Source organism: Dongia soli, assembly GCF_034044715.1.
In the GTDB taxonomy this organism is placed as follows: domain Bacteria; phylum Pseudomonadota; class Alphaproteobacteria; order Dongiales; family Dongiaceae; genus Dongia_B; species Dongia_B soli.
In genome coordinates, this window is the sequence record NZ_JAXCLW010000003.1 from 86,117 (window position 1) to 100,303 (window position 14,187).

A 14,187-nucleotide genomic window follows, 5' to 3' on the forward strand; every position below is an offset into this window, starting at 1 on the left:
TCTCTCCATACGGACCGGCGGTTCGCACAATCCTTTAATTTTTTGCCTTTCGACCCGCAGCCGAAGTGGCATCCGCCGCGGCCCGATCACCCGGCTCGTCAGTTGCCATACTCTTTTCGACCTCGTCAAGGCTGTGCCCGGTCAGCGCCTCGGCAATGGCCCGGTCCATCCGTTTCTGGGCAAAGCCATGCGTTGCCTGTTCCAGGATTTCAACGGTTGCGTTGATCCGGTCCCGGTCTTCGGACGACATCGCCTGTCGTACCTGGGCAATAGCGCCATTGATCGCTGCTTTTTCCGACGCATCCAAGAGATTACCGTCAGCCTTTAACGCGGCTGAAAGCGCCAGAAGCACGCGCTCCGCCTCAACCCGCGCCTCGATCAGCAGCCGGCGCTCCATATCCTCGCGCGCATGCGTCAGGCTGTCGCGCAACATCCCGGCCATCTCATCTTCGGTCAGGCCATAACTCGGTTTGATTTCGATCTCCGCTTTGGCGCCGGTCAGGCGCTCCTCAGCGCTCACCGTCACCAGACCATCGGCATCGACCGCGAACTTCACCAAGATACGGGCGGCGCCGGCCACCATGGCTGGAATGCCCTTCAACTCGAACCGTGCGAGCGACCGGCAAGCATCGACGGTTTCGCGCTCACCTTGAAGGACGTGAATCAGCATACCCGACTGACCATCCTGATAGGTGGTGAATTCCTGTCCCTTGGTGACGGGAATCGGCGTGTTGCGTTCGATCACCTTTTCGACGATGCCGCCCATGGTCTCGATGCCCAGGGACAATGGCGTGACGTCGAGCAACAGCGTGTCGCTGCCTTGCGTAAGCGCCTTCGCTTGCTGGGCCGCGCCGATCGCCACCACTTCATCCGGATCGATATCGGCAAGCGGTTCGCGTCCGAAAAATTTGCTGACCCGGCGGCGCACCGCCGGCACGCGGGTCGATCCACCGACCAGGACGACGCCTTTAACATCGGCCGCTTCGACCCGCGCATCGATCAAGACCTGACGGCAGGCGCGCAGGGTCCGCGCGATCAGCCCGTCGACCAATTGATCGAACGTATCACGTGTTACATTGACATGCAGGACATGACCATCGGCATCGCAGTCCAGCCAGACGCGGTCTTGCGCCGTCAGTGCTTCCTTCGCATGCCGCGCTGCAATCAACAGAGCCCGCGCACCAATCGGCGTCAGCTTGTCCAGCTTCTGGTCGGCAATCACCCATTCGGCCAAAGCATGGTCGAAGTCATCGCCGCCCAATGCGGCATCGCCGCCGGTCGCCAGGACACGGAAGACACCTTTTTCCAAGCGCAGCAGCGAGATATCGAAGGTGCCGCCACCGAGATCATAGATGGCGTAAAGACCTTCCGCCGCTGTATCGAGACCATAAGCCAGCGCCGCCGCGGTCGGCTCGTTGACAAGGCGTAGCACCTCCAGACCGGCAAGCGCCGCCGCATCCTTCGTCGCATTGCGTGCGGCGTCATCGAAATAAGCCGGCACGGTAATCACGGCACGATCGACCGGCTGATCCAGCTTGCTTTCCGCCCGGGCCTTCAACGCACGGAGAATATCGGCCGATACCTCGACCGGCGAGACCGCGCGGTCGCCGATTTTCAACCGCACCATGCCGCCGGCGCTGTCTTCGGCCAACTCATAAGGCAGGCTGCCGCCCAAGGTCTTGACGTCGCCGATACCGCGTCCCATCAGCCGTTTGACCGAACTGACCACCCGTCCATGCTGCTCGATCTGCATGGCTAAAGCCGCGCGACCAACCACGGGTTTATCGCCAACATAGGCAACTACAGAGGGAATCAAGCCATCGCCGCATTGATCACGCAGCACTTCTGCGCGGTCTTCGTGGCTATGAATGACGGCAACCACCGAATTGGTGGTGCCCAGATCGATACCTACGGCAAGGCTATGCTCACGCGCGTGCGGTTCCGGCGTTTCGCCCGGTTCGTGAATCTGCAGTAACACGTCAAAAACTCTCCAGGGCGACCCGGCGCGAACGCGTTTCCTCGAGGAACTTGCGCAGATATTTCAACCGGGTCGTCAAACGATTGGCTGCTGCCAGGTCATCCGCCGCGAAGGCCTTGGAAATCTCCGACAGCAACTTAATGGCGTCGGCCCCCGCTTTGACCGCCAGCTTCTCCACCGCTTCGGCACTTTCCGCTTCGGCCAGCGCCTCACGCGCTTCCATCGCTTCCATCAGCAAAGCGGGATCGTCGACCGTTTGATCCTTGGCAACCGATGCCGTCTGCCCCTTCAACTGCAGAAGGTAGCTGGCGCGCCGCAGCGGATCGTTCAAAGTCTCGAAAGCTTCGTTGAGACTGACCGATTGCTGTTCTGCCATGGTGCGGTCACGGGCCGATTTGTTTGCGAAGCGATCGGGGTGAACACTACGCTGGAAGCCGAGATAGCGCTTTTCCAGGAGATCGATATCGAGATCGAAACTCGGCTCGAAGCCGAGACGTGTGAAATGATCTATCTGCCGGGGCGGCTGGGCCGCACCGCAGGTATGGCAAAACATCGCCTGGACGGACACTGGTCCCTTACAGGACCAGCATTCGGCCAAAGCCGCGCGGGGAATGGCTTTATGCTCGCCGCCGATCATCATCCTCTTCCGTTCCGATCCGCTTGGGACCGCTCAGACGTGGAAGGATTCGCCGCAACCGCAGCGACCCTTTTCGTTGGGGTTGCGGAACTGGAAGCCGGATTGCAGCTTCTCTTCGACATAATCCATCTCAGTACCGAAGATGAACATGGCGGCCTTGGGATCGATCAGGACGGTCACGCCGTCCTGTTCCACCGCCTCGTCCATCGGACCGCGCTCATCGGCAAATTCAAGCGTATAGCTGAGACCGGAGCAGCCCTTGGTACGCACACCGATACGAATACCGACGGAAGGCTTGCCCCGTTTTTCCAGCAACGCACGCACACGCTCGACGGCCGCCGGCGTCAGCATCATCGCCTGCAGTCGCGGTCGCGGCGCACGCTTTGGCGCCGCTCCGGCGGCAGCTTCCGATGAGGTCGTTACCTGTTCGGACACGATCTTCAATCCTTATTCAGCAGTCTTTATTCGGCGGCCTTGCCACTGGCGGTCTGTCGCTTCTCGCGGTAATCCTTGATCGCCGCCTTGATGGCGTCTTCGGCCAGGATCGAACAATGGATCTTCACCGGGGGCAAGGAGAGATGCTGAGCGATCTCGGTATTCTTGATCTGCTCCGCTTCATCCAGGGTCTTGCCCTTCACCCATTCGGTGGCTAGCGAACTCGACGCGATCGCTGACCCGCAGCCGAAGGTCTTGAACTTGGCATCCTCGATACGACCATCGGCGCCCACTTTAATCTGCAGCTTCATGACGTCACCGCAGGCCGGCGCACCGACGAGACCGGTACCAACGGTACCGTCGTTCTTTTCCAGGGTCCCGACATTGCGCGGGTTTTCATAATGATCGATCAACTGTTGGCTATAGGCCATGACTACTCTCCCTTACTCTTCATCCAATGCGCGTCTGATCAACGCGAGTTCTGTGTTCGGTCAGTCAGTGTTCCGCCCACTGGATCGACTTGATATCGATGCCTTCTTGAGCCATTTCCCAAAGCGGGCTCATCGCCCGCAACCGGTTGACGGATTCGATGATATGCTCAACGGCATAATCGACATCCTGCTCCGTTGTGAAGCGGCCAATACCAAGCCGCAGCGAGGTATGGGCCAATTCTTCCTCGACGCCGAGGGCGCGCAACACGTAAGACGGCTCCAACGAAGCCGAGGTACAGGCCGAACCGGACGACACCGCCAGATCCTTGATGCCCATCATCAAGCCTTCGCCTTCAACATAAGCGAAAGAAAGGTTGAGATTGCCGGGGATACGCTGATCAAGATCGCCATTGAGGAATACTTCCGGCAGACGTTCCTTGAACTGCTTATACATCCGGTCGCGCAGATATTTCAGGCGCTCGGCTTCGCTCGCCATTTCCTTTTCGGCAATCGCGCAGGCTTCGCCGAGACCGACGCAAAGCGGGGTCGCGAGCGTGCCGGAACGCATGCCGCGTTCCTGACCACCACCGTGGATCAGGGCATCCAGCCGCACCCGGGGCTTACGGCGTACATAAAGGGCACCAATGCCTTTCGGCCCGTAAATCTTGTGGCCCGAGATCGACATCAAGTCGATGTTCATCGCGTTGACGTCGAGCGGTATCTTGCCGACCGCCTGCGCAGCATCGGTATGGAAGTAAACGCGGCGCTCGCGACAGATCTTGCCAATCTCAGCCAAAGGCTGGATCACGCCGATCTCGTTGTTCACGGCCATGATCGAGACGATGACCGTCTTCTCGGTGATCGCCGCCTTCAACTGCTCCAAGTCGATCAAGCCGTTCTGCTGCACCGGCAGATAGGTAACCTCGAAACCTTCCATCTCCAGATGACGGCAGGAATCCAATACGCATTTATGCTCGGTCACCGTGGTAATGATGTGGTTCTTGCGATCTTTCTGGAAATGCGCGACGCCTTTGAGCGCCAGATTGTTCGATTCCGTCGCGCCCGAGGTGAAAATCACTTCCTTCTCATCGGCACCGATGATCGATGCGACTTGCCGGCGTGCCTTCTCCACAGCCTCCTCGGCTTCCCAGCCGAAAGGATGGTTGCGCGAATGGGGGTTCCCGAATTTCTCGGTGAAGTAAGGCAGCATCGCCTGCACGACGCGGGGATCACAAGGTGTGGTTGCCTGGTAATCGAGATAGATCGGCAGCTGCGGTTGGTTCTGGCCATCCTGACGCAGGCCATTCACCTGCACCGGCTCATGCACCTGCTGACCGTTTGTCGAACTTCCGTTGACGCTCATGCCACTCACTCTCCTTATTCTCAGGCGGCCGATGAGACGCCGGCCGCGCTTGCTGCGCCCGACATCGCCGTCGCTCCGCCACGTGCCTGGATGGATGACCAAGCGGTAACAAACCGCTCCACATCTCCCAGGCTCGATTGCCAACCCAAACTGACGCGGATCGCCGTACCGGCGGTCGCTGCGTCGAATCCCATCGCGGTGATGACATGGCTGGGCCGCACCTTGCCGGAAGAGCAGGCCGAACCGGCGCTCACAGCAATGCCGGCCAGATCGAGAGCCATCACCAAAGTCTCACTGTTTTTCGTCCCGACCGCGAAACAACTGGTATTCGGCAAGCGCATCTGACCCTGACCGAGGGCGGTGCCCTGACTCCGTCCAAAAATGGTGATCGGCTGGCCGAGCGACAACAGCCGTTCTTCCAGCTTGTCACGCAAATAAGCGACCTGCGCCATTTCCGCAGAGGTATCCAGGGCCGCGGCAGCGCCGAAACCGGCGATCGCCGGGATGTTTTCAGTGCCGGCGCGACGACCGCGTTCCTGGCCACCACCGAGCAGCATGGCTGCCATGTCCCGATCCTTGCCGAGAACCAGCGCACCGGCCCCTTGAGGACCCCCCATCTTATGAGCAGACAAGGTCAGGAGATCGACATCCAGCGCCACCATGTCGATGGCGATGCGTCCCGCCGCCTGGCTGGCATCGCAGTGGACCAGGGCGCCATAACGATGCGCGATGACGCTAACCGCCTGGACCGGCTGAATGACCCCGGTCTCATTATTCGCCAGCATGACCGAGACCAAGGCCGGCCGGCTTTCTCGCCGCAGCAGAAAATCCAGTTGATCGAGATCGACTTCGCCACTGCGCTGAACCGGGATCACTTCGGCCCCGGCGATACGGGCCGGACGCAGAACCGAGTCATGTTCGATTGCTGAAACCAGAAGCCTGCGGGACTCGCGATTGAACAGAGCCAGATTGTTGGCCTCGGTACCGCTCGCGGTAAAGATGACGCTCTCCGGGCGGGCACCGACCAAAGCGGCCACCTGCGCACGCGCGGTATCCACCCGGCGCCGCGCGCCGCGTCCATAAAGATGCACCGAAGACGGATTGCCGGTTTCGACCAATGCCTCCGCCATCACCGACAGCGCCTCGGGGCGCACCGGCGAGGTGGCGTTGTAATCAAGATATGTTGCCGGCTGGTTCGTCATTCCCTTCTTCCCCGCGGCTATTCGGCAGCAACATTAGCACCGTCGCTGGCGACGGGCCGCGATTGCGGCGGCACAGCCGCCTTTTCATCGGTCGTGGTTTCCAACCGACCCATCGGCACAGCCTTGCCGAGAACCCGGCGCTGGCAGACATCCGCCAACGAAACGGAACTCAGAAAAAGCTGGATCTGATGGGAAAGCTCTTCCCACAGGTCATGAGTGAGGCAGCGGCTTTTGTCGCTATGGCAGCCGGCACCCGAATTCGGCTTACACCGGGTCGCCCGGATGGGCTCATCAACCGCCAAAATGGCATCGGAAATCCGTGTATCCTCCGCGCTTCGTGCCAGAAGGTATCCGCCGCCCGGACCACGCACACTTTTCACCAAACCGCTTCGACGCAACTTGGCAAAAAGCTGTTCAAGATAAGACAGCGAAATTTCCTGCCGTGTGGAGATATCCGCCAAAGCTACTGGCCGGCCATTGCTGTTGCTGGCAAGGTCCACCAGCGCCATGACTGCATATCGTCCTTTGGTGCTCAGCCTCATCGACTTGCCTCCTTCAGCCAAGGAGACGCGGCTTCCGGGACCAAGCCCGGTTCGTCCGACGTCGCGGCTTTGCCCGGCAACGCACCATTCAGGGTGACGGACAAGGCCTTTGCCTCCTCAAGCTCTCCTTCCAATGCCCGCAACCGCGCTTGCAGGCTGGATACCTGATCCAACAATCCTTCGATCGCCCGCGCCGTGGGATCCGGCAGGTCGCGGGACGGGATGCCATAGGCATTGAACTCACTGCAGCTGCCTCTGGGCATCACCAGGCGGCCGGGATTGCCGACGACGGCGGCACCCGGCGGTACATCTTTTAAAACCACCGATGCGGCACCTACGCGAGCGCCGGCGCCGACGGTTATATTGCCGAGCACCTGCGCGCCGGCGCCCACAATCGCGCGGGACTCCAGCGTTGGGTGACGCTTCACCCCGATCTGGGCCGCGGAATTCACCGAGGGCAAAATGCCTCCCAGCGTAACGCCCTGATACAGTGTGACGTCGTCTCCGACGATAGCCATTTCGCCGATCACCGTTCCCATTCCATGATCGATGAAGAGACGTTGGCCAATTCTGGCCCCCGGATGAATCTCGATTCCGGTTACCCAGCGCGCAATCTGAGAAACGACCCGACCGAAGGTCTTAAATCCATTGCGCCACAAATAGTTAGCCAAGCGATGCGCTATCACGGCATGGAAGCCGGGATAGGTTAACGCAACCTCGAAACGGGAGCGCGCCGCGGGGTCCCGCGCGATAATCCCGTCCAGTTCCTCTGCAAGGCGCTTGAAAATCATACCGGCCATCGTGTTTACTAGCTCGCCGCCGAGCGCCAAGACCTACAGCTTTTGTCGGATATTGACGCGGGGCGACTGCGGGAATGCCATTCGTATTGGTGATATAGTATGCCCTACTACCACAGTCAAGTTTATCACCGCGGCTCAGAAAAAGCCTGGCTCTTTAAATCCCCTATATGATATCAACTATTACACTTTTTAGCCAAAGCGGGCGCCTCGCGCCCACAAAGCCGAGGCGGCTGACCCCGAGCCGGCGCAAAAGGAACGAGCTGAATAGGCATGCCTGAAGTCATTATGAACGGGCCGGAAGGCCGCCTGGAAGGGCGCTATCAGCAGGGTAGTGGCCCCAATGCACCAATTGCGCTGATGCTGCATCCGCATCCGCAACATGGCGGCACGATGAACAACAAGGTTATCTATGCCTTGTTTCAAAGCTTCCAAAAACTGGGGTTTTCGGTCCTACGCTTCAATTTTCGCGGCGTCGGCCGCAGCCAAGGAAAATTTGACCGGGGCGAAGGGGAATTGAGCGATGCCGCCGCTGCCTTGGACTGGCTGCAGACCTGGAACCCCAATGCCAGCCAGTGCTGGATTGCCGGCTTTTCCTTCGGTGCCTGGATCGGCATGCAGTTGCTGATGCGCCGACCGGAAATCAGCGGCTTCATCTCGGTGGCGCCGCCGGCCAATATTTACGATTTCAGCTTCCTGGCGCCCTGCCCCTCTTCGGGCCTGATGGTCCAGGGCGACCAGGATACGATCGTGCCGCAGGAATCGGTCACCAAACTGGTGAACAAACTGAGCCATCAACGCGGGATCAAGATCGACTACCGGATGATCCCCGGCGCCACTCACTTCTTCACGGAGCACCTGGACCAATTGACCCAGACCGTGGACGAATATCTCAATGCGCAAGTGCCGGAAGTTGCAGCCAAGATCCGGGCCACACGCTGATCCGGAATAAGCCGGTCTTGATCACACGCAGTAAAAAGACGGCGCCTGTTGCAGAACAGGCGCCGTTTTCGCGATCACCGGTGGTTGTGCCGATGCAATGTCCCGCCGCTCAAGGGACGGGGGGCACCGGTGGTACCCGGAAAGCTAATCGGCAGGCCGGCAGAGGATCTTACGGCCATGAAGGCAAAAGCCTGCGCTTCCAAAGCATCGCCATCCCACCCGACTGCCTCGACCGGATCGACGGGGACGGATAGACGCCGGCGCAGCTCCTCCATTAGGACCGGATTGTGGCGTCCACCGCCGGTTACCAGCCAGCGGGCGGCAGGCTGCGGGAACCATTGCAGGGCCGCCGCTACCGTCGCCGCGGTAAAAGCCGTCAGCGTGGCCGCCCCATCAGCCGCCGAGGATCCGGTGGGCATGAGTTTGCGAAAGGCATCCCGATCGAGCGATTTCGGGGCCGGTGCCTGGAAATACGGGTGCGCCAACCAGTGCGCCAGCATTTGCTCGTCAACCCGTCCAGCCTTCGCCAAGGCGCCGCCGTGATCGACCGCCCGCCCCGTATGCAGGAGCGCCCAGTCGTCAATGAGGGCATTGGCCGGACCGGTATCGAAAGCCAGCAGATCCTGCTCGGGCGAACCGATCCAGGTGACATTGCCAACGCCGCCGAGGTTAAGGACTGCCAGCGGCCCCGCCAGCCCCGCCGCCAAGGCCCGATGATAGACGGGCGCGAGGGGCGCCCCCTGCCCGCCAGCCGAGACGTCATTGCTGCGGAAGTCATTGATGACATCGATGCCGGTCGCCTGGGCCAGCAGGGCGCCATCGCCGATCTGCCAGGTGCGGCGCTTCTCCGGCTCATGCAGGATGGTCTGGCCGTGGAAACCGATTAGGGCGATATCCCGGGGCGCGCGATCGGCCAGCCGCAACAGCTCCAACACAGCGACGGCATGTCGTTCGGTCAATTCCTGTTCCACCTCTGTGACAGTTTTTTCCTCCGCACCGCCAAGGCAGGCGCGCAGAGCACCGCGAAAGACGTCGTCATAAGGTATGGTCAGGCTCGGACCGTAAGCGGTGACCGCATTGCCGTCGGTGCGCAGCAGCGCCGCATCGATGCCGTCGCAGGACGTGCCACTCATTAGTCCGATGGCCCAGACTTCCGCCGATTTAGGCATACTTCCCCTTCCACTCGTTACTCATCCCCAGGTTCATTCCCTGGCTCTTATCCCTGGCCTGCCCCTGGCGTCGAGTTTGATCGGCCTCGGCTTTCTGTGTTACATCAGCGCCCGTTCTCCGGGACACTAACAAAATTTCCCGGGAAATTTTAGTCCGAGCCACCATTTTGCCCAAGCAACGAGCCTAAGATGTTTAAGCCGAAATCAGATTTCCTGCGTGTGATCCTGGAGCGCGGTTACCTGCACCAGTGCACGGCGCTGGAGGAACTGGATGCCCTCGCCGCCAAGGGACCGATCACCGGCTATATCGGCTTCGATGCCACGGCGGACAGCCTGCATGTCGGCTCGATGGTGCAGATCATGCTGCTGCGCCGCCTGCAACAGACTGGCCATCGCGCCATCGCGCTAATGGGCGGCGGCACCACCAAGATCGGCGATCCCAGCTTCCGGGACCAGTCGCGCCCGCTGCTGGACGAAACGGCCATTAACGCCAACCTCGCCGGGATCAAGAAGGTGTTCGGCAAGTTCCTGACATTCGGATCCGGTCCCACCGATGCCATGATGGTGAACAATGCCGATTGGCTGGACCGCCTGAACTACATCGAATTCCTGCGCGATTTCGGCCGGCATTTCTCGGTCAATCGCATGCTGAGCTTCGATTCGGTCAAATTGCGCCTGGACCGCGAACAGCCGCTAAGCTTCCTCGAATTCAATTACATGATCCTGCAGGCCTATGACTTTGTCGAATTGGCGCGGCGCAACAAGTGCGTCTTGCAGATGGGCGGGTCGGATCAATGGGGCAATATTGTCAACGGCGTTGAACTTGGCCGCCGCGTCGACAATCGCGACCTGTTCGGCCTGACCTCGCCGCTGATCACCACCGCTTCTGGGGCGAAAATGGGCAAGACGGCGGCCGGTGCGGTCTGGCTGAATGAGGAAAAGCTGTCCGCCTATGATTACTGGCAGTACTGGCGCAATACTGAGGACGCCGATGTCGGTCGGTTCCTGAAACTCTTCACCGATCTGCCGCTCGATGAGATCGCCAAGCTGGAAGCGTTGCAGGGTGCTGAGATCAACGAGGCGAAGATCGTGCTGGCGAATGAAGCGACAGCTTTGTGCCACGGTTCGGCCGCCGCCGCCGCTGCTGCCGAAACCGCGCGGCGCACCTTCGTCGAGGGCGGACTGGGCGAGGAGCTGCCGAGCATCGATATCGCCCAGGCGGATCTCGCAACCGGTATCCCTGCCTATGAGCTGCTGCGCCGCAGCGGTCTCGTCACCAGCAATGGCGAAGCCCGCCGGCTGATCAAAGGCGGCGGCGCTCGCCTCAACGACGTCTCCATCAGTGACGAGAACCGCAAGATCGGCACCGCGGATATCAATGCCGACGGCGTGATCAAGCTGTCGTCAGGCAAGAAGCGGCATGCTGTGATCCGCGCCATCTGAGCGGCTACTTGTTCTCCTGATTGCGCGGCTTCGGCCGCGCAGGCACCTGGCCGACATCATCGTTATCGTCCGCATCGGTGCTGTCATTGCTGAAAAGATTGCGCAGGAAGCCCGGCGCCAGCGCGGACCAGGGATTGATATCGATCTTAGGTTCGGCCAATCCGCCCGTGATCGCGTATGTCGCGGCAAATAACCCTTCACCGGCACCACCCTGGATGATGTTGCCGATCACCGGAATGTTGCCGAGAATGCTGTTGAAGGCATAAGCGGGCACCAGCGTGCCCTTGACATTGATCTGATCGCGGTCGAGATCGATGCGGCCTTGCGCCGTCAGGCCGATCGACGGGCCGGCACTGCGGAATTTGCGGATATCAACGACACCTCGGGTCTTGGTGAACCTGGCAGTGGCGCCATCGAAGAAGAAGCCCTCGCCAGTCAGCACATCGACGAGCCCGGTGAGCGAGGCGACTGTCAGAAAGCGGACGAAGAAGGGCGTGCCGACCAGGCGGTAGGATTTCATCTCCAGCTTGCCGCGCAAGGGCCGTTTGGGCTCACTGTCATTGACCGTACCGGTAATCGATAGCTCGCCGCCTTTGATATAATCGTAGATATTCAGGGCCTGCAATGCGCCGCCGCCATCCTTCGTCTGCGCCGTCAGTTGATGCATGCCGTTGCCGGCTGGCCGATAGGCGAAAGTCAGTGGCTGCCCGCCAGGCAAGCTGGCACGCACATCAATGATGTCCCACCACAGCGGGTCACGCTTGACCTCGACCGACACGTTGCTCAGTTCGCGCCCATCGGCGATACGGGCGGTGCGAAGATTTGCGGCTTTCAGGGTGAAGGGGCGCTGCGGCGTCTCCGCTTCGGCTTCCAAGGTGGCATCGTCCTTTGGCGGCATCTTTCGTGCCGTATCATCGCTCGACATATACGGCTCGACATCCAAGGTCCCGCCGCCGACCACGACATCGATACGATCGCCGACAAAGCTCGCCTCTACATCCTCGACATCCGTGTGATCGTATTTGGCTTCCGCGATCTTGACCTTGTCGACACCACCATCGGGCTTGAAGGTCAGGCTGCCATTGCCGGAAAGATTGCCTGCTGTCACGGCGAAAGACGGGATCGCCACGGCTCTGTCGCCGACCAGATCCAACCGTAATTTGGCAGCGCCGGATGTTCCGGCCGGTTTGCGCCATTTCAGAAAATCGATATTGATCGTCGAATCCCGCAAGTCGAAGGTGGCATCCAACTGCCCCCGCTTGTCGGGATAGCGCGTAAAGGTGAGGTCCGCCTTCCCCGGCCCGTCGATATAGGGCCGAAAATCATATCCGAGCAGCGCGCGCTGATCCGCCGTGGCGGTGCCGACCGCGTGAATCTGCTGGTCGAATTGCGCATTGTCGGTGAAGTTCTCGGTCCAGCTGACATCGAGGGGAATCCCCGCCAGTTTCGCCGGCCCCTTGATGGTCATGCTTTTCTGCGTCAAATCGAGCGAGAGGTTGCCCTCCGTGACGTCCTGGCCAAACATCGCCTTTTTCAGGCCGATATTCTCCAGCGTGGCGCGTACCGCCAGCTTCACCCGCGCGAAAGTCAGATCCTTTTCCGCCGGGAAGTCGAATTGTATATGCGCCGTCGCATCGCCGCTGCTATTGGCCGGCTTCAAACCCAGCTTGGTCGGATAGCCGAGACGCGGATTATCCAGCAAGGTCAGGGCATCCACCAGCGGACTGCTGAGATCGCCACCGACACTGACCGTCTGATCCTCCTGGTCGAGCCCGGCAATCATCAGCTTGCCGCCGGTGATCTTGATCTTGCCGGCACGACCGCCCTTGATATCGGCGGCGAATTGTTTCTCGGTAAATGTTGCGGTTGCCGAGCCCCCGGTGATCGGCGGCAACGGACGCAGGTAATGGACTGTCAGGTTGCTCACCTGCATCGTGCCATTGACTTCGACTACCGGACGCTCGCCCGGCGTGGCCGGCGCTCTGAGCATGATACTGGCTTGCAGATCGTCGATCATGCCGGCGGGGATATTGGGCACCAGCCAAGCCCGCGTATCCTCCGCGGCGCCAATCGGCCAATAGCCGTCCATCAATGCCGCATCGAACTTGCTGGCCGACAGCTTCAATTGCACTTTCATCGGCCCACCATCCGAAGCGGTCCCGCGTAAAAGCCCCTCGATCGAACCCGTCAGCCGCAGGATCGGCCCATCGATATTCGCCGTCAGATCATAGAGCGTGATGAGGTCATTCGAGGAATCGAGGCTGCCCGCCAGAGAAAGCGACTGGAGGGGGATGGGCTTCTTGATGTGCTCCGGCATGGAGACCGTACCGGGACCGCCCGTCATCTCGAAATGCGTGGGGCCAATCCTGCCGTCGAGATCGAATTCCGTCTTCACGCGGCCGCTCAGCGGCACATCGACATTCTCAAGTATCTTCAGACCGGGTTGGGCGAGTTGCAGCTTGCTCGCCTGCAGGCCGTTCATTTGCGCATCGATTTCGAGTTTCTTGGTCTTGTTGCTCAGTCTCAACTGGCCGGTCAGGGAAGCCGGCGAACCGAGATCCGGCGATTCAAGACTGATCGTCCCATCAAGCCCCTCGCGATCGCGCGTCACATTGATCTGCACCTGCTCGGCGCGCCAGAAAGTCCGGGCCTGACGATCCGCCAAAGTGATATCGCCGCCGATGATGGCGACTTCCGTGAGGTAGCCGGTCTGTTTGTGAGGATCTGGCGGCGCCAGCAATTCACCGAAAACCCGCGCCAGCACCTCAGACTGGTTGTCCGCCGCATCCGCTGAATCGCCCGCCAGTTCATGGGGCCCGAACATCAGCCGGTTATCGTGGCTGCGCCAGAATCGCAACGAAGGTCCAAAAATTTCGATCCGGCTGGGCGCGATCACGCCGCGCATCAAGGCTCGGGCGCTTAATGAAATACCGGCTTCCGGAATGGTTGCGAGATCCCGCCCCTTGCGATCGCGGACATGCAGATTGACGCCGCGCACATCCAAAGCGCGGCGCCAGCCGGCCCAGGTGAGAACGGCATCGTCGATCGTAATCCGCAGGTCCTGGTCAGGTCCATTGACGGCCTCTTCCAGATACGGCACCAGAAATCGCAGATGGACCGGCCCTTCATAGGTCAACCGCCAGGCCAGAAACCCGATCAGCAGGGCCAAGCCAGCCAGGGCGGCACCGAGAGCCTCCAGCACAAACTTTGTCGTGCGTCGTATCACGTCCCCACCATTGGTATCCTAG

At 60.4% G+C, this 14,187-nt stretch carries 12 protein-coding genes; 2 read left to right on the forward strand and 10 right to left on the reverse strand.

Going from position 1 to position 14,187, the window contains the following annotated elements; genetic code table 11:
- Window positions 1–34: 34 nt before the first annotated feature.
- The 8 genes from hscA to cysE all read right to left on the reverse strand — a co-directional run bounded on the left by hscA (window position 35) and on the right by cysE (window position 7,379).
- Window positions 35–1,978, reverse strand: a complete 1,944-nt coding sequence (gene hscA, locus SMD27_RS12575; RefSeq protein WP_320508753.1) for a Fe-S protein assembly chaperone HscA — start codon at window positions 1,976–1,978, stop codon at window positions 35–37.
- 1 nt (window position 1,979) lies between these two features.
- On the reverse strand, window positions 1,980–2,618 hold the full coding sequence (gene hscB / locus SMD27_RS12580) for a Fe-S protein assembly co-chaperone HscB (protein WP_320508754.1): 639 nt from the start codon (window positions 2,616–2,618) through the stop codon (window positions 1,980–1,982).
- A 30-nt stretch (window positions 2,619–2,648) separates the two neighbouring features.
- Window positions 2,649–2,969 carry a HesB/IscA family protein gene (locus tag SMD27_RS12585; RefSeq protein ID WP_320509170.1) on the reverse strand — a complete coding sequence of 107 codons (321 nt, stop codon included), beginning with the start codon at window positions 2,967–2,969 and terminating at the stop codon, window positions 2,649–2,651.
- A gap of 107 nt (window positions 2,970–3,076) precedes the next feature.
- Window positions 3,077–3,481 (reverse strand): Fe-S cluster assembly scaffold IscU, encoded by a 405-nt coding sequence (gene iscU / locus SMD27_RS12590; RefSeq protein ID WP_320508755.1) that lies wholly within the window; start codon window positions 3,479–3,481, stop codon window positions 3,077–3,079.
- A 64-nt stretch (window positions 3,482–3,545) separates the two neighbouring features.
- A complete protein-coding gene (locus tag SMD27_RS12595) occupies window positions 3,546–4,844 on the reverse strand; it encodes an IscS subfamily cysteine desulfurase (RefSeq protein ID WP_320508756.1) in 1,299 nt (432 codons plus the stop codon).
- A gap of 20 nt (window positions 4,845–4,864) precedes the next feature.
- Window positions 4,865–6,046: a cysteine desulfurase family protein gene (locus SMD27_RS12600; RefSeq protein WP_320508757.1), complete on the reverse strand. Its 1,182-nt coding sequence runs from the start codon at window positions 6,044–6,046 to the stop codon at window positions 4,865–4,867.
- A gap of 17 nt (window positions 6,047–6,063) precedes the next feature.
- Window positions 6,064–6,588, reverse strand: coding sequence for an Rrf2 family transcriptional regulator (locus SMD27_RS12605; protein WP_320508758.1), 525 nt, complete (start codon window positions 6,586–6,588; stop codon window positions 6,064–6,066).
- On the reverse strand, window positions 6,585–7,379 hold the full coding sequence (gene cysE / locus SMD27_RS12610) for a serine O-acetyltransferase (RefSeq protein ID WP_320509171.1): 795 nt from the start codon (window positions 7,377–7,379) through the stop codon (window positions 6,585–6,587). The genes SMD27_RS12605 and cysE overlap by 4 nt, the downstream gene beginning before the upstream one ends.
- A gap of 279 nt (window positions 7,380–7,658) precedes the next feature.
- On the opposite strand from cysE, the gene SMD27_RS12615 reads away from it, so the two are divergent.
- Window positions 7,659–8,327, forward strand: a complete 669-nt coding sequence (locus tag SMD27_RS12615) for an alpha/beta hydrolase (protein ID WP_320508759.1) — start codon at window positions 7,659–7,661, stop codon at window positions 8,325–8,327.
- A gap of 74 nt (window positions 8,328–8,401) precedes the next feature.
- Here SMD27_RS12615 and SMD27_RS12620 read toward each other — a convergent pair whose 3' ends face one another.
- The gene (locus tag SMD27_RS12620; RefSeq protein ID WP_320508760.1) at window positions 8,402–9,496 is read right to left on the reverse strand and encodes an anhydro-N-acetylmuramic acid kinase; all 1,095 of its coding nucleotides are present in this window, start codon (window positions 9,494–9,496) and stop codon (window positions 8,402–8,404) included.
- Window positions 9,497–9,685: 189 nt separating this feature from the next.
- On the opposite strand from SMD27_RS12620, the gene tyrS reads away from it, so the two are divergent.
- Entirely contained in the window at window positions 9,686–10,939 is a 1,254-nt protein-coding gene (gene tyrS, locus SMD27_RS12625) for a tyrosine--tRNA ligase (RefSeq protein WP_320508761.1), read from the forward strand.
- 4 nt (window positions 10,940–10,943) lie between these two features.
- On the opposite strand, the gene SMD27_RS12630 is transcribed toward tyrS, so the two are convergent.
- On the reverse strand, window positions 10,944–14,141 hold the full coding sequence (locus SMD27_RS12630; RefSeq protein ID WP_320508762.1) for a YhdP family protein: 3,198 nt from the start codon (window positions 14,139–14,141) through the stop codon (window positions 10,944–10,946).
- Between the last annotated feature and the right edge of the window lie 46 nt (window positions 14,142–14,187).